This window comes from Daejeonella sp. (assembly GCF_030684675.1).
GTDB lineage: Bacteria > Bacteroidota > Bacteroidia > Sphingobacteriales > Sphingobacteriaceae > Daejeonella.
The window spans coordinates 128,318-149,728 of record NZ_JAUXXZ010000043.1; the positions used below are offsets into that span (position 1 = coordinate 128,318).

At 38.5% G+C, this 21,411-nt stretch carries 17 protein-coding genes and 1 tRNA gene; 11 read left to right on the forward strand and 7 right to left on the reverse strand.

Annotated elements, in window-relative coordinates; all coding sequences use genetic code 11:
• Positions 1–17 precede the first annotated feature (17 nt).
• Positions 18–989 (reverse strand): hypothetical protein, encoded by a 972-nt coding sequence (locus Q8M41_RS09320; RefSeq protein WP_305364989.1) that lies wholly within the window; start codon positions 987–989, stop codon positions 18–20.
• Between the two features lie 344 nt (positions 990–1,333).
• On the opposite strand from Q8M41_RS09320, the gene Q8M41_RS09325 reads away from it, so the two are divergent.
• The 9 genes from Q8M41_RS09325 to Q8M41_RS09365 all read left to right on the forward strand — a co-directional run bounded on the left by Q8M41_RS09325 (position 1,334) and on the right by Q8M41_RS09365 (position 11,236).
• Positions 1,334–1,852 (forward strand): YcjF family protein, encoded by a 519-nt coding sequence (locus tag Q8M41_RS09325; protein WP_305364990.1) that lies wholly within the window; start codon positions 1,334–1,336, stop codon positions 1,850–1,852.
• A gap of 285 nt (positions 1,853–2,137) precedes the next feature.
• Positions 2,138–3,496 (forward strand): serine hydrolase, encoded by a 1,359-nt coding sequence (locus tag Q8M41_RS09330; protein WP_305364991.1) that lies wholly within the window; start codon positions 2,138–2,140, stop codon positions 3,494–3,496.
• A 102-nt stretch (positions 3,497–3,598) separates the two neighbouring features.
• Positions 3,599–5,233 (forward strand): cyclic peptide export ABC transporter, encoded by a 1,635-nt coding sequence (locus Q8M41_RS09335; RefSeq protein ID WP_305364992.1) that lies wholly within the window; start codon positions 3,599–3,601, stop codon positions 5,231–5,233.
• Between the two features lie 10 nt (positions 5,234–5,243).
• The gene (locus tag Q8M41_RS09340; protein WP_305364993.1) at positions 5,244–6,176 is read left to right on the forward strand and encodes a prohibitin family protein; all 933 of its coding nucleotides are present in this window, start codon (positions 5,244–5,246) and stop codon (positions 6,174–6,176) included.
• Positions 6,177–6,392: 216 nt separating this feature from the next.
• Positions 6,393–7,286 (forward strand): DUF3078 domain-containing protein, encoded by an 894-nt coding sequence (locus Q8M41_RS09345; protein ID WP_305364994.1) that lies wholly within the window; start codon positions 6,393–6,395, stop codon positions 7,284–7,286.
• A 164-nt stretch (positions 7,287–7,450) separates the two neighbouring features.
• The gene (locus tag Q8M41_RS09350; RefSeq protein ID WP_305364995.1) at positions 7,451–7,933 is read left to right on the forward strand and encodes a hypothetical protein; all 483 of its coding nucleotides are present in this window, start codon (positions 7,451–7,453) and stop codon (positions 7,931–7,933) included.
• A gap of 326 nt (positions 7,934–8,259) precedes the next feature.
• Entirely contained in the window at positions 8,260–10,365 is a 2,106-nt protein-coding gene (metG, locus tag Q8M41_RS09355; protein ID WP_305365020.1) for a methionine--tRNA ligase, read from the forward strand.
• A 6-nt stretch (positions 10,366–10,371) separates the two neighbouring features.
• Positions 10,372–10,443 (forward strand) — tRNA-Arg (locus tag Q8M41_RS09360).
• Positions 10,444–10,489: 46 nt separating this feature from the next.
• Entirely contained in the window at positions 10,490–11,236 is a 747-nt protein-coding gene (locus Q8M41_RS09365) for an NIPSNAP family protein (protein ID WP_305364996.1), read from the forward strand.
• 112 nt (positions 11,237–11,348) lie between these two features.
• Here the strand turns inward: Q8M41_RS09365 and Q8M41_RS09370 are convergent, their stop codons facing one another.
• Both Q8M41_RS09370 and Q8M41_RS09375 read right to left on the reverse strand, forming a co-directional pair.
• The gene (locus tag Q8M41_RS09370) at positions 11,349–11,483 is read right to left on the reverse strand and encodes a hypothetical protein (protein WP_305364997.1); all 135 of its coding nucleotides are present in this window, start codon (positions 11,481–11,483) and stop codon (positions 11,349–11,351) included.
• Positions 11,484–11,509: 26 nt separating this feature from the next.
• Positions 11,510–11,998 carry a DUF6702 family protein gene (locus Q8M41_RS09375; RefSeq protein WP_305364998.1) on the reverse strand — a complete coding sequence of 163 codons (489 nt, stop codon included), beginning with the start codon at positions 11,996–11,998 and terminating at the stop codon, positions 11,510–11,512.
• Between the two features lie 201 nt (positions 11,999–12,199).
• Between Q8M41_RS09375 and Q8M41_RS09380 the strand changes: the two genes are divergently transcribed.
• The gene (locus tag Q8M41_RS09380; protein ID WP_305364999.1) at positions 12,200–14,530 is read left to right on the forward strand and encodes a M1 family metallopeptidase; all 2,331 of its coding nucleotides are present in this window, start codon (positions 12,200–12,202) and stop codon (positions 14,528–14,530) included.
• A gap of 80 nt (positions 14,531–14,610) precedes the next feature.
• Here the strand turns inward: Q8M41_RS09380 and Q8M41_RS09385 are convergent, their stop codons facing one another.
• From Q8M41_RS09385 to pepT, 4 genes are all read right to left on the reverse strand, one after another.
• Positions 14,611–15,633, reverse strand: coding sequence for a PIG-L deacetylase family protein (locus Q8M41_RS09385; protein WP_305365000.1), 1,023 nt, complete (start codon positions 15,631–15,633; stop codon positions 14,611–14,613).
• 108 nt (positions 15,634–15,741) lie between these two features.
• Entirely contained in the window at positions 15,742–18,621 is a 2,880-nt protein-coding gene (locus Q8M41_RS09390) for an outer membrane beta-barrel protein (RefSeq protein ID WP_305365001.1), read from the reverse strand.
• Positions 18,622–18,683: 62 nt separating this feature from the next.
• On the reverse strand, positions 18,684–19,508 hold the full coding sequence (locus Q8M41_RS09395; protein ID WP_305365002.1) for a hypothetical protein: 825 nt from the start codon (positions 19,506–19,508) through the stop codon (positions 18,684–18,686).
• Between the two features lie 170 nt (positions 19,509–19,678).
• Positions 19,679–20,932 carry a peptidase T gene (pepT, locus tag Q8M41_RS09400; RefSeq protein ID WP_305365003.1) on the reverse strand — a complete coding sequence of 418 codons (1,254 nt, stop codon included), beginning with the start codon at positions 20,930–20,932 and terminating at the stop codon, positions 19,679–19,681.
• Between the two features lie 2 nt (positions 20,933–20,934).
• Here pepT and Q8M41_RS09405 point away from each other — a divergent pair, with 2 nt between their 5' ends.
• Positions 20,935–21,369 (forward strand): MmcQ/YjbR family DNA-binding protein, encoded by a 435-nt coding sequence (locus tag Q8M41_RS09405; RefSeq protein WP_370870466.1) that lies wholly within the window; start codon positions 20,935–20,937, stop codon positions 21,367–21,369.
• Positions 21,370–21,411 lie beyond the last annotated feature (42 nt).

Consider the following 21,411-nt stretch of genomic DNA (forward strand, 5'->3'; position numbering starts at 1 on the left):
GATAATGTATAAAGTTCTTATTCTTCAAGGATAAGTCCAATTCCTTGCTCGATAGATTTGTCAAGATAATATTTACTTATGGCTATATCATAAATCGCCATACCCATTGGATTAAACATGATCACCTTCCTTTCCAAATCATTCCAACTATTGCCATCAATTGCTCTGCTAATTTCAATTACATCGCTTTTAGCAAGCCCAAACTCAATGTGCATGCGTTCAACGTCAGTGTTCTCGCGACATATCTCATCCCAGTCATCCACAATCATTAGGTCTACATACTTCACAATATCGGCATGGTAATCCCTTAAAGAAATATTAAGTTGTAAGGTACCTATTGGGGGCGGAATATCGATATATGGCGTTGTAGAGACTGTACAGGTTATAAAAATCCTGCTGGATTTGTAAACCTCCTGCCAACTTGAGGCAATTACCACATAGTTCCTGTATTTGCTGTTAATATTGTCAATATCAACCCCTTTGATATCATAAATAAAAATTTTATCAATAAGATTCGGAAACAGCTCGCATACCATCTCCAGGTGGAGCTGCCCTATTGGGCCAAAACCGATGATTCCGATGCTGAACTTTGCTGTATTTTCAGGAAGGTGCTCAACATACCGGGATATAATAGCTCCAGTTACGCCTGCAGTGCGTATTCCGCTGATAAGCGGCGTATTAATGGTAGCAATAGGAACGCCAGTTGTTTCGTCGTTTAATATAACAATGGAGTGTGCCCTGGGCAGGTTCCTTTCTGCATTGCCTGGAAAGCTGGCTATCCACTTGATGCCTGCTGTAGCTATCTCGCCGCCTACGTATGCAGGCATGGCAATAATCCTGTTGGAAACATCCTTGTATCGAAGATAAGGCTTTATTGGCTGAATAACGTCTTTTTCGTCAATCAAACGCGTAGCCCGGTAAATAACGTTTACCACATCGTGCCAATCCAATCCTATTTCTACCAAGTCTCTTCGATTTAGGTATTTCATTATGATTAAAAATTAGTAGGCAAAAATAGGCTCAAATTTACTACGCTAATTGTGTTAAATTATACCAAACACAACCGATAGTTAATGATTTTGAGCCGTCCATAATCAAGTAAAATTGTAGAGCGAAATAATCTTAACTTATTAGATAGCATTAAATTAAGCTCATAATAACCTCACTATCAGCAATGTCAAGTAAACCGGTAGCGTTTTCCATGAATCAAAACGCAGATATACAAAACATCCTTGATTATGTCCTTTAAATATATATTATTTATTTGCTTATTATTTAAAAAAATTTAATCTTTACACTAAGACAAACAAAATTTAATTTAAACCCTTAAAAAATGAGCAAACAAGCAACCACCGACGCAACTGTTTTGACACATGGCATAACGGATCATCAAGCCAATGAACACTCGGCGAATAATATTATATATAAATATACTGCTATATCAACAGGCGCTGGCCTTATTCCTGTTCCGTTCTTAGATCTTTTAGCTTTAAGCGGAGTACAGCTAGCTATGCTAAATGAACTTGGAAAACTTTATAATTATAAATTTGAAGAGCACCGGATGAAATCGATCATAGGGGTCCTTGTAACCTCTCTACCTGCAAGTGCCTTAGTAAATTCTACCAGTACACTATTTAAAATGGTTCCGTTTATTGGCCCAATCTTAGGTGGCATAAGTGGCTATATATATTCTGCAGCTAGTACCTTCGCGCTTGGTAAGGTCTTTAATGCCCACTTTGCTTCCGGCATGAGTTTGCTTTCACTTGATGTCGAAAAGATGAAACAGGAATTTCAGGCCTTTCATTCCGACTACATTAAGAGTAAATCTCCGGCGGCTAGCGGAACGGCCTAAGTTTCTAAATAGTTTAAGAGAGTAAAAAACTGATCCATTTATATTAACGGTGTCAGCGCCTTTGGGCGAACCACATTTCCAAAATTATAATTTATGGCGCTTCCCTTAATCTTTCTGTATCTTATATTTTGCTTGTTGGTTGCCCTCTTGTTAAAAAATCGTACCGGAGGCTTTTGGCTTTTCTTCTTTTTATCGTTCTTCCTTACCCCTGTTATCATAGGGCTCTTTGGAATTATATTTAACCAAGATCAGAAAAACTATTGACTAGTGGTTACAAATATTAATATGATGAGAAGTTTACAGCGAGTTACCCTTTTTTTGACTTTCGCATTTTTTCTGAGTATAGGTTTCGCATTTGCCCAAAAACCTAATGTAGCTAAAATAGATACTTTTTTTACCCGCGTTGCTCAAAGGGGAATTTTCCAGGGGAGTGTTCTTCTGTCTGTGAACAATATGCCGATTTATCAAAAGGCTTTCGGTTATGCCAATAACGAGCACAAAGTAAAAAATACAGTATCAACCAAATTTAGGATAGCCTCACTTTCAAAAACCTTTACCGCCATTGCAATTATGCAACTGGTTCAGGAAGAAAAGCTAAATGTTACCGACCGTATTTCTGATATACTTGACTGGTACCCTAAAGCCATTGGCAACTTTGTCAGTATACAGGATCTAATGATGATGAATTCAGGGATCCCGAGTTATACAAGCAATTATGATTTTGTTTCGTTTACTTCCCGGAATAACGCCCAATTTATAAGGGAATTTATACTGCGCTTCTGCGCGCCTACTACACTGATGTTCCAACCCGGGTCAGATCAGTTTAATTATTCAAACTCAAATTATTATATTCTCGGTGCCATTATTGAGCAGGTAACCGGAAGGCCTTATGCGGATGTAATAAACGAAAAAATATTTAAGAGGATCGGCATGACTAATTCGGGATATTACTATAATACAGGCATATACGATAATTTTGCTACTGGCTATTCTGTCGAACCAGTGATACAGGTAGCCGCGTATTATGACCAGACAAGCGCGTTTTCAACCGGGGGCCTCTACTCAACCGTAGAAGACCTGTTTAAACTTGACCAGGCTTTATACTCCGAAAAGCTTTTGCAAAAAAAGTATATTGATGAAATATTTAAGGACCGTTTCCCCAAAGACTCAACCGGGAATGCTTGGCTTTACGGATGGCAGTATGTACCAAACACCCAAAAAACTATGGTTTATAAAACCGGGATATTGTGGGGCTCGCGAACACTTTTTTTACGTGACTTGGTCAATCAAAACGCTATTATCCTTTTAAATAACACCGATAACGAAAACAGCACTGGTTTCGCTTTGCTGGCTAATTTGCTTTATCTATTAAAAGGGAGCGAACCGCCGCTACCCGTAAAGCAGGATATATGCATATTAATGGCTGATATTATAAATACAAAAGGGCTTGATAGCGCAATCGCAAAATATAAAGAAATTAAAGCAAGCGCTTCCGCTGCAAATTGGGTAATAAGCGATGCAGAACTGTATTCAATAGGCAAATTCCTGCTAGATCGCAATGATCAGGCAGGGGCCAATAAAATCTTCAAATTGATTGCTTCGGATTTTCCAGCTTCAATATATGCTACTTACCAGGAAAAATAACAGCAATGACTAAATAGGCTAACAACTAGTTACCTAATGAGCGTTTTAAGCAGCAAAAACAAAGTACATTGCTTTTCGAGGAAAGGGTGCTAATCTAAAGATATGGAACTATTAAATTTTCTGAGAAGGGAATCGGAAAAATCGCTTCAGTCAATAACTGTTATCGCTATAATATCGGGTCTTGCAAATGCGATGCTGTTGGCTATTGTCAACCTTGCCACGTCAAGCAATGTTACCCGCGGAGATCTCACTAAATATTTTCTACTCTATATTGTCTCCATCAGTTTATTTATTTTTACCAAACAGCACGTCTTAAAAAAGAGTTCGATTCTCGTTGAAGACATCATAAAAAAGCTACGTATCAGAATTGCTAACAAAATACGGCGTTCGGACTTATTGCACCTCGAAGAAACCGGTACTTCTGAAATATTTACACGTATATCACAGGATGCAGCCCAAATCTCACAAACGGTTACTTATGTGGGCAATGCGTTTCAATCTGCTATAATGGTGCTGTTCAGCGTAATATACATCGGTTTTATATCAATCCCGGCTTTCCTAATAACTTTAACTTCTATTTTGTTGGGCATAGCTTCATATTTGAGATACCGCAAAGTGGCAACAGACTTGCTAAAGGAATCCAGTAAAAAGGAATCGGAATTTTATGGCTCGCTTAACGAGTTATTATTAGGTTTCAAAGAGCTAAAAGTCAATCAACGCAAGAATGATGCTGTTTTTGAAAACTTTAGAGAAATTGCTGTAGAATCAAGCGACTATAAGTTGCGTGCTATTTTAAAGTTAATTGTAAGCTACATCGCTTCGCAATCATTTTTTTACGTGTTGCTCGCGTTTATTATATTTTTATTACCAACTTACGTTGATACCGAAAACCAGGATCTTGTTCGCATATCTGCTGCTATACTGTTTATTATAGGCCCTCTTGAGTCGATTATCTCCTCTTTCCCTATTTTGCTTACCGCGAATGTATCAGCCACCAACATTTCGCGCCTCGAAGCACGGCTTAGCAGTTTCAATGATGCAACCGATACTGCGGCGAATGAGGAAATTTCAATGCAACCAACTATTTTTAATGATGAGATAGTACTAAATGACGTGCAGTTTGAGTATCCAAAGAAAGATCAAAACCCCCAATTTGCTGTTGGACCTGTTAATTTGCGAATAAAAAAGGGCATGATAACCTTTATAACAGGTGGTAATGGTAGTGGTAAATCCACGTTATTAAAGCTAATTTGCGGACTTTATTATCCTCAAAAGGGTTTTTTCAGTGTTGACGATAAATTGATAAACACCTTCAATTATCATAATTACCGCGAGCTATTTTCGATCATTTTCACAGATTTCCACCTTTTTCAGAAATTATACGGGTTAAGCCATTATGACCAAAATGTGATTGACGACTTATTGACTGAGATGCAGATAGATAAGAAAACGCAGATTATAAATGGTAATATTACCAATATTCAGCTTTCAACTGGTCAACGCAAACGTTTAGCGCTGGTTGCAGCTATTTTAGAGGATAAATCTGTTTATATTTTTGACGAAGTGGCCGCCGATCAGGATCCGCAGTTCAAGAAGTATTTTTACAAGGTGCTGCTTCCCAAACTTAAGGCAACGGGCAAAACTATCATTGCAGTAACACATGACGAATATTTCTTCGATGATTGCGACTTTAGATACAAAATTGAAAATGGTAGTTTTATTGAGGTTGAACAATAAGTAGCACAAAATGGACGATAACCCACAAAATATACAAACTAGTTCTTTAAAACGAATCTCGCTATGGTTTAAAAAGCGTTTATTAACAATATTGGTGGCATTAATGGTTCTGATAATGTTGATATTGTTTTTCTATCGCGATATTTTCATTACTATACAAGCTGGACATGCGGGTGTTTTGTTTGAGCGTTTTGGCAACGGAACCAAATTGGATAAGGCCTATCCGGAGGGTACATACATGGTATTCCCATGGAACCAAATGTATATTTATGATGTGCGCATGCAGGAGCGTACCGATTCCATGACTGTAATTAGCAACAACGGTTTAACTATCAACCTGGTTGTTTCTTTTCGGTTTTTCCCTAGCTTGTCTACACTAGGAATTTTACATAGGTATATTGGCCCTGATTATGTCGAAAAAGTTGTAATGCCAGAAATTGAAGCGAAGACGCGTGATATCATTAGTAAATTTGATCCTGTATCACTTTATTCTATAAATCGCGAAAAAATTCAAGACTCTATTAGCAAGCGCGTATTGGAATCAATAAACAGTCAAAAAATTGTTAAGAACATTCTAACTGATAATTCGCCAAATTACGTCATGTTTGAAAACCTATATATAGAGCACATAGAACTACCTGATTATATTGTCGCCTCAATTGAACGAAAACTGGATGCGGAACAGAAATCGTTGCAGTACGAATTCATGATTACGTCTGCCCGAAAAGAAGCAGAACGAAAGAGGGTTGAGGCAAGCGGTATTGCCGAATTCAGATCTATTTCAGGAATTGACATACTAAAGTGGCGTGGTATAGAAGCTACTGAAAAGCTTGCAACTTCCAATAACGCAAAGATAATCATAATGGGAACAGACAAGCTACCTGTCTTACTGAACGGTGAACCCTCTGTTGGCGAAGTTAAGGCGAAGACACCAGAAAATTAAGACACATTTCGGACTGTAATATCATTACGCTGTAGGATCTGTAAGACCTTCGATTATCGCCACTTTCCCGCATGTACATTATTTAGTATGAAGATAATTATTATTATCTCTGGCAAGGAATTTAACCTTTTCAGACTCTAAAAAACGTTTGCAGATTAAAAAAATATTTGTATAATTACTAATATGTTGTACAGGGTAATATTTATAATATTGGGGATGTCATCATCTTGCGTTTCCTTAAAAGCGCAGACTGATTCGTTGAGATTTTGGCATACTTCCGGAAAAAGTTCAATTCAATTAAATCAGGCACATTTTTCCAATTGGGCCGGTGGTGGTCTTACTGCAATTTCTCTATCCGGAAGTCTTGAGTATGATGCTTTTTACCAAAAAGGTAGGACAGGATGGATTAATTCATACTCTCAATTTTATGGAATTTCAAAACTCGGGAAGGGGACTAATTTTAGGAAAAATCATGACATAGTAGAACTGAACAGCCGTGTGAGTTTTGCCCACAAGAAAAAAACTCACTTTATTGCATTTACAAACGTTTTAACTCAGGTAGCAAAAGGGTATAACGAGGAAGCAGGCGATAAATCCAATCATGTCTCGAGTATGTTTTCTCCGGGATATATTACCGAAGGCTTGGGGTATGAATACAGAGATGAAAATTATAAGACAGATAGCCTTTTCTTTGTCGTTTTTGCTCCACTCACGGGAAAGCAAACAATAGTATTAGATGATAATGTGGATGGGACTATGTATGGTTTAAACAGTTCAAATGGTGTCAAAAATGAACTGGGGGTGTTTCTTCAGGCTGGTTTCAAAAGAAAGATCCTGGAACGTACTTTTTTGTCAACGGATTTGCAATTATTTACCAATTATCTGTATGAATTTGGAAATATTGATGTGAACTGGAGAACAGCCCTGGCTGTACATGCCAATAAATGGATAACAATGCACCTAATGGCTAACCTTGTTTATAATGATGACACAAAGGTGCCACAATTTGCAGATCTGAATAGTGATGGATTCAATGAAGCTGTTGGAGTTTCAAGGAAATTGCAACTTATGCAAACCCTGGGCTTAGGAGTAACAATCAAGCTTAAATGAGTTAATATTTTTAAGAATTTGTTTTTGTTTGAGGTTTAGTTTTAAGTATCCAGTATGGACCATAGAAAATTAATTTTAAGGCGACGATTTTTTAGGGAATAGAACTATTAAACAGGCCCAAACAATGATCATCAATAATTAATTACAGACTTTGACTTTATTTGATGAGTTCAATTCAAAAAATTTTAGAAAGCAAATACTTTCAAGTTGCTACAGGTCTTTTTATTATCTGTAGTAGTTTGTACGATCTTAAAGGGGAATTTGGAGAGATACAAAAAGAACATTTAAACTTATTGATTGGAATTATACTACTCTGGAATAGTATGGATAGTTTTATTTCTGGTACGAATAAAATTTTGGACACATCCAAAAATAAGGAGATACAAAAGAAGCCAGGTACTTTCAAAAGATTCATAAATTCGGGAGGCTATTTTCTTTTTACCGGTATTGTGCTTATTGCCGGAAGTGTTTATGACATTTACCATGATATATTGAAAATTCGTAAGGAACATCTGGAGTTTTTTGTCGGGATGTTATATATAATTTCTTCTGTTTCAAATATAAGAGGAGCCAGAAAAAAAATTAAATCTGGAATCCATAAAAACCGTACAATATTGATAATCCCATCTATCTGGTTGTATGTTTGATCTTAATTAAGCCTTACTGGGTATTTACCCAAATCAATAACCAACGATTTTGAGGTGCTTATATCAAAATTGCTAATCTAGTTTACAAAAAAGTAGATTACACATTTAACTAGAATCTATTCTTTAGGGTATTTACGATTTTTTCCCGAAAAGCTACCCTTAGAATCGATTTTGAAAGCCTTGATAAAATCGATTTTACCAGCTTAAACTAATCTCACGTTAAATAAGGTATTGAATTTTTCTCCGGACACTTAGCCTATCCAATTAGAAAATAAGAACATTAGCGATTATCTTTGCAAGCGATCAAAAAGGCAAGAAACGCAAATATTCAGATTTTGGAAAAGAATTATAAGAGATATACAGTTACTGCAGCACTTCCTTACACAAATGGACCAGTTCATATCGGGCATTTGGCGGGGGTATATATTCCGGCAGATATTTATGTCAGGTATCTCAGATCAAAAGGGAGGGATGTCATATTTGTTTGCGGATCTGATGAACACGGAGTTCCAATTACTCTTAAAGCCCGTAAGGAGGGTATATTACCACAACAGGTGGTAGATAAATACCATAAAGCCATAGGTGATTCATTTCGCGATTTTGGGGTATCCTTTAATATTTATCACCGCACTTCTTCAGAAACTCATCATGATACTGCATCAGGATTTTTCAGAACACTATATGATAAGGGTGTTTTCAATGAAGAAGAAACCGAGCAGTATTTTGATGAAAAAGCTGGTCAGTTTTTGGCCGACCGATATATTATTGGAACCTGTCCAAATTGTGGGAATGAGGAAGCTTATGGTGATCAGTGTGAAAAGTGTGGTACTTCTCTTAGTCCGACAGAACTGATCAATCCACATTCAACCCTATCAGGAGCTCAGCCAGTTTTAAAGAAAACCAGAAACTGGTTTCTTCCTTTGGATAAAATGCAGCCTCAAATAGAAGCCTATATCGACTCCCATAAGGAATGGCGTGCAAATGTGTATGGGCAATGTAAATCATGGCTTAACGGCGGCCTGCATCCGCGTGCGATGACCCGTGACCTCGACTGGGGTGTTAAAGTTCCGGTTGAAGGTGCTGACGGAAAAGTATTGTATGTATGGTTTGAAGCACCTATCGGGTATATCTCGGGTACCAAAGACCTTTGTGATCCTGCCTTAAGTGCGGAGAAGAAATCTGAATATTATTTAAATGAAGCATTAAAACCTACAGATAGCTGGGAGAAATACTGGTATGCTGAGGATACCAAACTGGTTCATTTCATAGGCAAGGATAATATTGTATTCCATTGTATCATATTTCCTGCAATACTTATGGCACATGAGCAGTATCATCTTCCCGATAATGTTCCGGCCAACGAGTTTTTGAATCTCGAAGGTGATAAGATCTCTACGTCCAGAAACTGGGCGGTTTGGTTGCATGAGTATCTTCAGGATTTTCCAAATAAGCAGGATGTATTGCGATACGTTTTAACAGCTACTGCACCTGAGACCAAAGACAATGATTTTACATGGAAGGATTTTCAGGCCCGAAATAATAATGAACTAGTGGCCATTTTTGGAAATTTTGTGAACCGTGTTTTGGTATTATCCCATAAGTATTTTGATGGAAAGGTATTGATGGGTTCTGAACTTACATCTGTGGATCGTGGCGTCCTGGAAGAATTAAAGGAATACCCGGTTAAGATTGCATCATCTATTGAGCAATATCGTTTCAGGGAAGCTTTAAGCGAATTCATGAATCTGGCCCGTTTAGGAAATAAATATCTGGCTGATGCTGAACCCTGGAAACTAATTAAGACGGATGAAGAGCGTGTAAAAACAATTCTCAATATTGGATTGCAGATTACCTCTAATCTTGCCATACTGGCACAGGCACTCCTTCCGTTCAGTTCTGACAAGCTGTTTCAAATGCTGAACCAGGATAAACTTGAATGGGATAAAGCCGGAACTGCTGATTTGCTGCCAATCGGGCATCAATTGAATGAGGCAAGTTTACTTTTTGAAAAGATAGAGGATGATGCAGTTGAAGCACAAATTAAAAAGCTGATGGATAGCAAAAATGCCAATGAACTGGCAAACAGGAAGGCTGAAGATTCAAAACCAAACATCAGTTTTGACCAATTTGCGGCTATGGATATCCGGGTCGGGACGATTCTGGCGGCTGAAAAAGTCGCAAAAACAAAAAAACTATTGAAGCTTCAGATTGATACCGGGATTGATCAGCGTACCATTGTTTCAGGAATTGCAGAGTATTTTGAACCTGAAAATATCATTGGCAAGCAGGTTTCAGTATTGATTAATCTGGAGCCCAGGGAGATCAAGGGAATATTATCGCAGGGAATGATTCTAATGGCTGAAAATTCGGATGGAAATCTTAGTTTTGTGGCTCCTCCTGTAGGCATGAATAATGGCAGTGTGGTAAGGTAAATAATAGGTCCCGTAGTTCAACGGATAGAATAGAAGTTTCCTAAACTTTAGATGTGGGTTCGATTCCCGCCGGGACCACAAAATTTTTCTAAAAGATCTGAAATCTTCTGTTTATATTTCAAACATGAAAAAATTACTAATCTTTTGCCTTCTTCTCCTCTCCCAACTAAGTTTTGCAAAAAAAGCTGACAATCGCTATTTCGAATTAAGAGTTTACTATTGCAATCCGGGAAAACTGGATGCTTTAATTGACAGGTTCAGGGATCATGCGGTTCCATTGTTTAAAAAACATGGAATTGACGGACTTGGTTATTGGGTGCCGACTAATAATCCGGATAATGCATTCTATTATCTAATGGCATACCCTAGCAAAGAAGCAAGGGATGCTTCCTGGAAAGAGTTTGGAAAAGATCCACAGTGGCAGGAAGCTGCGAAAAAATCTGAAGAAAATGGAAAATTAATTGCTCGGGCAAACATTTATTTTCTAAAGGCGGCAGATTTTACACCTAAAATTAAACCTTCAAAAGGTTCAGCAATGCGCACCTTCGAAATGCGGATCTATACTGCTATGCCAGAAAAGCTTCAGAATCTTGAGAACAGATTCAGGGATCATACCATGAAGATCTTTAAGAACAATGGCATGCAGAATGTAGCTTATTTTACAACTATTGAAAAGGATCCGGCTGATCAGGCTAAACTTCTGTATTTCCTGGCTTATCCAGATGAAGCAGCAGGTAAATTGGCTTGGCAAAATTTCCGTAAAGATCCTGAATGGATAAAAGCAAGTACTGCCTCTGAAGTAAATGGTAAACTGGTAGAAAAAGTCGAGTCGGTTTATATGAAACCTGCTGATTTTTCTAAAATAAAATAGAAGGTTCCATTGATCCGGGGATATCATTATAATTATAATAATTCAAAAAAGGGCTCTGTGGAAACAGGGTCCTTTTTTTGAACATCATTTTAAAGGTGCAAGGGGATTTTTACTAAAGCGCTTTTAGTACAATACTGCTATTGGGTTCAAAATCTACCAGAATAAAACCCGGATCCGTATTTCTGACCTTAACCATTCCTGCAGGTTTTTGAACGAAAGCCCGGGCTTGAAGGGACCGGGCTTTCATATGTCATTAGGTTTGTTTATGTAGTCTTAAAACCTGATCAGACCCTTGTCTTTTCCCTTCAGCAGGATCAGGCTTTTTGGATTCTTATCCCGGTAAAAATTGATGATATTTTGCTGGCTGTCAAAATTTTTGTAGAGGATGCTGTTCCTTACAGTAACAGTTTCGGGTTTAGGTATTTTTTTTGCCTCCAGATAAAACCATGCGGCGTCCTCCTCGATCTCATATCCAAGGTAGGTTAATTCTACTTTTTTCCCGTTAATGCTGATCTCATTGTGTTGCAAAATATACTGCTTGAGCTTTCTTTTCAGATCGGGTTTATCTTTGGGCTTCAGTAAATCTATTTTGCTATTGTAAAGATCACTTAGTTCAACTTCCAGGTCATCCCAGAAAATCTTTTGAGATATTTCCAGGCTAGCCTTCGCTTGATTGTATTTAATCTCCGTAAGACTTATGAAAAACGGGTGGAATATACTCTGAATGATCAGGAATAAGGAAATTAAAAATGAATTTATCATATAGCGGGATATTTGTTGCAAATTATAGATAATCTGATTAACCTGGATTTTTATTTGGCATTCTGACAAAATTTTGATGAGTATATTCTTTTAATTCCCCGCAGGCTGAGTATCTTAGAGCATGTTTTATCAACAGGATTGACCATTGTTCAGGAATACTGATAAGCCATTTCTAATTGTATTACTCCTTTTTAACTGATAATGAAAAGAATTTCAATTGCATCAGTAATTTTATTGCTTTGCGGATTTACATCCTTTGCCCAGCAGGCCGAACAAAATCATGCTGAGCGTTTTGAACAACTGGGAACCAGCCTTCGTTCTCCGAATGTGTACCGTACTGCTTCCGGTGCTCCGGGACATATGTACTGGCAGCAGAAAGCAGATCATGAAATTGTGGTAGAGCTGAATGATGAAAATCAGTCTATAAAAGGCTGGCAGAAAATCACTTATCATAATTATTCTCCGGATCCCCTTTCTTATTTATGGATCCAGCTGGATCAGAATCAGAGAGCGAAAGATTCTAACACGCCAAAAGTTACTGAAAGCAGAATCTCTCCAAATATGAGCTTGAGTCAGTTGGGGGGTATTTTATGGCATGATCAGGATCTGGGTTACAAGATCCTGTCAGTTAAGGACCTTTCAGGGAGGGATATTCCTGTAACTGTGAATAAAACAATGATGAGGCTGAACCTTCCTGAACCGCTTAAGCCCGGAGCTGCAATTGAGTTCACCATGGACTGGACCTTCAACATTCACGACAGAATTAGTTTTATTGGCGGTCGTCCGGGTTATGAATTCTTTGCAAAGGATGGAAATTATCTCTATACCATGGCAGAATGGTTTCCAAGAATGGCTGTTTATTCAGATTTTCAGGGATGGCAGCATAAACAATTTCTGGGTAGAGGAGAGTTTGCTCTGACTTTTGGAGATTATAAAGTAAAAATTACAGTTCCTGCCGATCATATGGTTGGTGCAACCGGGGTTCTTCAGAATCCTGAAGCTGTTTTAAGCTCTGTTGAGCTGAAAAGATGGGAAGAGGCGAAGAAAAGCTATGATAAGCCTGTTATAATAAGAACACAGGCTGAAGCAGAAAAACTTGAAAAAGGCCGCTCAAAAGATAAAAAGACCTGGATCTTCCATGCACAGAATGTAAGAGATTTTGCCTGGACATCTTCCCGTAAATTTATCTGGGATGCAATGGCCGTCAAACAGAAAGAAAAGGATGTTATGGCCATGTCTTATTACGGTAAGGAGGCTAACCCCCTTTGGGAGCAGTATTCAACTAAAGTGGTTGCACATACTATTAAATCGTATGGATCAAAGACTTTTGACTATCCTTATCCGGTTGCCATCTCTGTGGAAGCTTCAAATGGCATGGAATACCCTATGATCTGTTTTAATCATGGCCGCACTGATTCTGACGGAACTTATTCTGATGCAATTAAATACGGGATGATCTCTGTAATTATACATGAAGTTGGGCATAATTTCTTCCCGATGATCGTGAATTCAGATGAGCGTCAGTGGACCTGGATGGACGAGGGATTAAATTCTTTTATGCAGTTTATGGCCGAACAGGAATGGGATAGAAATTATCCGTCCAAAAGAGGCCCGGCCCATAAGATCGTCCCCTACATGAGAAGTGAAAAAAATCTGCTTGAACCGATCATGACCAATTCTGAGAACATTGTCCAGTTTGGGCCTAATGCCTACTCCAAGCCTGCCACAGCCTTAAATATTCTGAGAGAAACTGTAATGGGAAGAGAGCTTTTTGATTATTCATTCAGGCAATATGCACAGAGGTGGATGTTTAAGCATCCTACCCCGGATGATTTCTTCCGTACGATGGAAGATGCCTCAGCAGTTGATCTGGATTGGTTCTGGAAGGGATGGTTCTTCAAGACTGAGCCTGTGGATATTTCTCTGGAATCTGTCAGCTGGTTCAAACTGGATAACCGCAGTCTGGCTCAAAAGCAGTCTGATGAAAAGAAGGTATCAGAAAAAGAGGAAAGTTTTGTCAGTAAGACGAATAATATCAAAGACAATCCCAAAACGATAGTAGAATCAGATCCTTCTACCCGTGATTTCTACAATTCTTATAATCCATTCAGTGTGACTCCTGAAGATGAGAAGGCATACTCTGATTTTATAGCTGGATTAAGTCCGAAAGAGAAAGAATTGTTGAACAGCGGTTTGAACTTTTATGAGATCAGGTTTAAAAATGTGGGAGGTTTGGTAATGCCGCTGATCGTTCAGTTCAATTATAGTGATGGCAGTTCTGAAATCGAAAGAATTCCGGCCGAGATCTGGAGATTAAATGAATCAGAAGTTTACAAGGTGTTTGGAAAGAAAAAGGAAGTGAAAAATATTGTGCTTGACCCTTTCCGTGAAACCGCAGATATCGATGAAGGGAATAACCTTTGGCCAAGACAGTTTCTGCCCGGCAGATTTGAACTTTTTAAAGAGAATAATAGTGGGAGAGGTACAGCCGGCGGGGATAATCCAATGAAAAGTGCAAATAAAAAGAACTGATCACAAACCAGATTTAATTTAATGAAGAAGCCCTGAAATTAATTCAGGGCTTCTTCATTATACTGTAATGGTTCGTTGATCTATTTGGATACAGCATTTTTCTCAATATAATCAGGTAATACCGAAACAGGTGCACCAATATAATGATATGCTTCTGCCCATTCAAGACCATATTTCTTACCCACTTCTCTGTCTGAAGGTGTACCTCTCTGGGTCATAGAGTCTTTGTCCAGAACAAAGTGTTTTATATAATTGGAGTCTGCTGATTCATCCGTATCACCAAGTATTGGTAATTTTTTACCCTGTTCAGCAAGTCTCTTTCTGATTCTTGAGCCATTATTGCCTCCGGGGCCTTGAGTAGTGATTACAACGTTGCTTTCAACCTTTTTATCAATATGTTTCGATATGTCAACAATTCGGTTTACCAGTTGCGGGCCTCTCGCGAAGTAATAGCGTTCTTTTACACCGTAAGGTTTTACCGCATCCAGTTGTTCAGGATAATCGACACTGCCCGACATCCATCGTGCAGCTTCAACCGCCTGGGCAGTTACATAATGATCCGGATTTTCTTCGTAGTGTCCCCATGGGTCATAACTGAAAATGGTATCCACTTTCAAAAGCCTGAACAGGAATATTAATCTTCCCTTAATTTCCTGGGTATTGTATTCATCCATACGATGGTTACGGTATCCAAGATTATATACTTTTTTAAGTCCCAGAACTTTGGCCACTTTATCATTATCCCTTTCATTATTCAGAACCCTGTCACCATCGGTTCCACCACCTGCTGCATCATCATTTGTGGTTCTGATAAGGTAACCTGTATAACCTTCGCTAATCAGTTTTGCGATAGTGCCACCTGCAAATAAAGTAGAGTCATCAACATGTGGTTGGATTACAGCCAGTACTTTTCCCTCATGGGGTCTTCCGGAAACACTTCTCTCAATAACAATTCCATCGTCTTCTGCCATTTTATTGGCTTTGGCTTCAGTTGTAGGAGCATTTTCAGCTGCCTTTGCTTCTGAGCCCAGCAGGGTAGCATATGTTGCAGGTATTAATGCACCTGCTGCCAGTCCACTGCTTATAAATTTTCTTCTTTCCATATTAGAATATTTTCTATTTCTAATATAGATATTCCTGAGTTTATAAGAAGTTTATAAATAAAAAAGCTGCCCTGTTTGGGGCAGCTTTTTAGAATGCTTATTGAAATATCAGAAATTACCCGGACCGTTACCTTGTCTCATACCTGGGCCCATTCCCGGACCACCCATACCGGGTCTCATACCAGGGCCCATTTGCTGCTGCTCTGGTTGTTTTCCACTGAATTTTTGTAGTCTCATGGTAAAGCTTAACATGAAATATCTTGATAAGCGATTACTTTGACTATCAGTGATCACGTTTCCTGTTACAGAACGGGATACACTGGTATTTTCATTGAGCAGGTCATATCCCTGAAATCTTAAAGAAGCACGTTTGTCTTTAAAGAACTGCTTTTCAAGATAAGTATTGATAATAAATGGATTAACTGCTAATGAGCTGCTGTATCCATTATTAAATGATTTGCTAAGATCTGAACCTATCAACCAGGTTTTCAGAAAATAAACTTTATTGCTGAAATTCAATGAATAAGTTGAAACCTTCGTATTGTTATTGGTAATGGCATCATTCGTATTGGTATTTAAGCTGTATCTCAATCCCGGATTGAATTCAAGATTCTTGTTTGGATTGATCTGCATATTCAGACCCTGCGAAAAGATCCAGTTCTTGCCGGTATTCTTTACGTTATCAGTATAGGAAATGTTATTGATGTAATTGGCTGATCCATTGAATGAGAACACATATTTCTTTTCCTGGAAAGGTTTGGAGAAATTATAGAATGCATTCGCTGTATAATAACCATCTGTATTGAGGTAACGGGTTTCCTGAACCAGACCAACAGCCGGATCCATTGATCGAATGATGTTCGAAACGATCTTATTTTCCGTAAAGTTTCCGGATACATTAAAAAATAACACATCTCCGGAATTGAAATTGAAATTATTATACCTAAAAGTAAGGAAATGTGAGAATTCAGCTCCAAGATTTGGATTTCCGTACACAGGGTACTGCGGGTTTGAAATATCCGGTGTTGGCTGTAATTGAATATAGGTTGGTTCATTTGCCCGGCCAAAGTAAAATGCATTTACAGCTCTGGTTCTTGAGAAATTATAAGAGTAACGAGCAGAAGGGATAATGTTAAAACCTGTGTTCCTGTTAGGAGTAGTAACACCATTAACCACGGATCTGCCCTCCAGAACACTGGGCTGAGCACTTAGGCCAAAGGAATAATTGTACTTTTTCTCATTAAATCTGTAATTCACTCCAAACCTGTTGGTACTGAATGAATAATTAAAATCATTGCTCAGGCTTGTATTATAGCTATAAGTTCCACCCGGAGTAATATCATAGGTTTCCCTTTCATTTCTGTAGGTTGTAGTGCTATGATTATAATTGAACTCCAGATTTGATTTTAAGCTAAGTGGCTCATTATAAGATAGGTTAGTATTAATGTTGGAATTTCTGTTATTATCGTACAATTCCTGATTTCTATAAACATTTGTATTTCTGCCCCCGACAATATAGTTGATATATTGAGTCAGCTGATCATCTTCCTGTTTGGTTTTGGCATTATTGGCTGAAGCGAACAAGGATAGATTTCTTCCTCTTTTTTTAAGACGATGGTTCAGTAAGAGGGTTGCTCCGAAATTAGGATTTTTGGAATCAGTATTATTAAGTGTTGTACCGTCTGAGCTTAGCCGGCCATTATCATATTGTAAATAGCTTGTATTTCCGTTATCAACCGATGATCCATAGCTGAATGAAGGACTGAATTTAATAAAGTTTACACTGTCCGGACGGTATTCAAGATTCCAGCCGAATCGGTGATTATTATTGATCAGATTTTTTAACGAATTCTGGTTGGTTGAAATAAGTGAATTCTGAAAATTGTTTTGTTGCAACTGATCACTTATCACGTCGTTATCCCGATTCGAAAAACTATAATTCCCGTATGAACTTACTTTTTTACCATAATCCTTACGATAATTAAGTCCGACAGATCCTACTGAAGTAAGTCCATCACTGTTGTTTCCACCCTGGAAACCACCACCTCCCATACCGCCGCCACCCTGAAAGCGCATACCGCCACCGCCACCACCGCCAACATTCTGTACCCGGGCACCACCGCCGCCGCCACCAAATCCGCCGCCAGCACCGAAATTGAAGACTGAGCTATTGGTGTTGTTCAGATTCCCGATAAATGAAAACTGTTCAGAATTATTATAGGTATTAGCTGTCAATGAAGCCTGATAGCGTTCTTTATCACCACCTCCAACTGTACCTCTGGCGAAATAGCCTTTATTTTTATCTGCTCTGATCGTAAAGTTCAGAATCTTTTCAGGATCTCCGTTTCTAATCCCGGTCAGGTTTGCCTGATCTCCATAGTCGTCGATGATCTGAGCAGATTCAAGGATATCTGCAGGAAGCTGTTGGGTAGCGGTTTTAACATCGCCACCAAAAAAATCTTTTCCATTTACCCTGACTCTGGTAATTGCCTTACCCTGAGCTGTAACATTACCATCTTTATCCACCTCAACTCCAGGCAATCTCTTCAGAAGATCTTCAGCCAGTGCATTTTCCCGGAGTGGGTAATCGGATGCCCTGTAAATGATTGTATCCTCTTTTATAATAACAGAAGGAATACCTGAAATAACAACTTCAGAAAGCACTCTGCTCTCTGCCTTCAGACTGATTGGGTCTAATTTGATTGCTGTATCACCGTCTTTGTATAAAAACCTTTTATTTAAGGGCCGGTAGCCTAAACTCGATACAGTTAAAAGGAAAGTTGAGGATTTAACCCCTTTAAAAATAAAGTTTCCGTCAACATCAGTCCGGGTAAATAAAGTGTCTTTGCCGGCGATGTATTTTACTGTGGCAGCAATAATACTGGTACCCGTGGAATCCTGTACCACTCCACTTATATCACGGCTTGTTTGTGCAGTAGCACCATAGCTAATAAAAAAGCCGATCATTAAGGGTAACAGTTTTTTCATGTTTGTTATTATTTAGTTTATAATTGATTTGATCTCCTTAATTCCTCATTCTGGAACCATATTTATTGCTTTACTGCCAGTGAGCTCTTTATAAAAAACTCTGTTGAGGTGGATATTCTCGCCGGGGGGTAATTTCTGGAAGGCATCCCACCGTACATTCCACCATAGTTTCTGCCATACCTTCCACTATTTCTGCCACCGTATCTACCGCCATACATATCATCAAATGCATTCATATCCCTCTGCTGCACAGCCGCTGGTCCCTGAAATCCATTAATTCGGATGCTGTAAGTTATGGGTTCAGTCCGGCCGGGTTCAATGCCCAGCAACCTGATTGGTATTGCAATCTCCTGAATCAGATTATTTTTTGAATCAAATGCAGCAGCGGCTTTTATCCCATAGGTATTGTAAAGTGAAATACCCCCATCAATGATTTCTTTGAATCCATCCACTCTGATCTCTTTGATTCTTTCAAGAATTCTTCTTTGTATCTCTTCAGGCTCCGGTGGTTCTGTTTCATTTAGCTTTTTTCCGGGAGTTCGGTCGAGAAGCGGAAAGGTCACCATTGTCGGAATTTTCTTATTTTCAATATTGGCTGAGAAACTTATTCCTCTTGCCAGAATCCGGGTTAAACTTTCTTGTGCTCCATTTTTTATTGCCAGATAGATATTCTCATCATCATTGGCAATATTATAGTATAGTTTTGCGGCATCGTTATAGAGAGTAAGACTATCATTCCAGTCATTTAGCTGGCCGTCAATTAGTATTGGTTTATCAACCCATAGTGATTTTATCAGCTCTGCTTTTTTCTGCGAATACGCAGGCAGGTAACCGAAAAGAAATATGGATAATGAGAGAAAAAAAAAGTTTTTGATTTTTGTCTTCATACGATTTTTAGACTAAGTGTGTGATAAAGGTTTAATGGTGTTCGTAATGATTTCATTACAATTGTTATTATATACGATCCCAGCAATATTCTGAATCTGTAAAGATACATTAGCGAGGTCAGCAGCTTTGTTAATTTGTGTTAAGATCTTAATTATTAGAATGTTTGCTTTTAACTCTTCTCCTCCCAGATCAATGCCAGATTGATAATAGTTTGAACAGCCTTTTGCATGTCCTGAACAGATACCCACTCTTGTTTTCCATGAAAGGCATGTTCTCCGGCAAATATATTCGGGCAGGGTAAGCCCATGAATGAGAGCCTGGAACCGTCTGTTCCTCCTCTGATGCTCTGTAATCTGGCTGTTAATCCGCTTCGTTCAATGGCTTCTATTCCTGCCTGAACAATTTGTGGATATTGGTCAAGAACCGATTTCATGTTCCGGTATTGCTCTTCCAAAATAAATTCATATCCTGAACCGGGATAAGCCTTCAAAATTTTCTGTACAATTTGTTCAAGAATCAGCTCATGGCTTTTTAATAATTCCGTTTTAAAATCACGGATGATGAATTCAATGCTTGCTTGTTCTACCGAACCATTTATAGAAACAGGGTGTATAAAACCCTCTGTGCCTGAGCTGTTTTCCGGTGAAAGATATTCCTTTGGTAAGGCCGAAATAATCTCCGAAGCTATTTTTATGGCACTTTCCATTTTGTTTTTGGCAAACCCGGGATGAGCACTTACACCCTGAATAATTATCTTAACACCATCTGCTGAGAAGGTTTCATTCTCAATGGAACCCACAGTTTCACCATCGATTGTATAAGCAAAATCCGCCCCAAGTTTATTGAGATCAACTTTGTCAACTCCTCTTCCAATTTCTTCATCAGGAGTGAAAAGAATCTTGATTTCACCATGTTTATATTCAGGGTGGGTGATCAGAAAATTTGCCGCATCCATAATTTCGGCTAATCCGGCTTTATTATCGGCACCCAATAATGTTGTTCCGCTCGCGGTTATGAGGTCATTGCCAATCTGATCTTTCAGGTCAGGGTGATCCTTCATGCGTAGAATCTGGTTAGGATCATCAGGAAGAATAATATCCTGTCCCTGATAATTCTCATGAATAATAGCTTTTACATTCTCTCCGCTACAATCCGGAGAAGTATCCATATGTGAGCAGAAACAAATGACAGGCACTTTTTTATCAGTATTTCCCGGAATTCGTGCATAAACATACCCGTACTGGTCTAAATGGGCATCTTTCAAGCCCATTTCGAGTAATTCGCCGACTAATAGTGCCCCTAGATTTTTTTGTTTTTCGGTAGAAGGAAAGCTTGTAGAAGCCGGGTCAGATTGGGTATCAATTGCGGTATATCTTAAAAATCGTTCTGTAACAGTAAAGCTTATATTTTCGCTTAAGGTCATTTTTGCTTAATTTTATAATTGGCTCTGCGAAATTAATCATTACCAACCGTATTGTTGAAATGATTAGCCCAGAGAGTATTCAAACCTGTCATCCCGAAATGAATATTGAAAGTTTAAGAGATTATTGCCTTTTAAAGCCCGGAGTTACTGAAACTTTTCCTTTCGGTGAAGATACACTGGTGTTCAAGTTAGCAGATAAGATCTTTTTGCTTTGCGGACTTGAGAATCCGGATCGTTTCAATGTTAAGTGCGATCCTGAAAGAGCAATATCGCTTCGGGAAGAATATGAGGAAGTACAACCGGGCTACCACATGAATAAAACTCACTGGAATACCGTATTTATGAATGGACGATTAACGGATACCCTCCTGAAGGAAATGATCGATCATTCTTATGATCTGATATTAAAAAGCCTGCCTAAGAACAAGCGATTTTAAAATTACAGAAAAGGACAGGAATCTTGCCGATCTTATCGATAA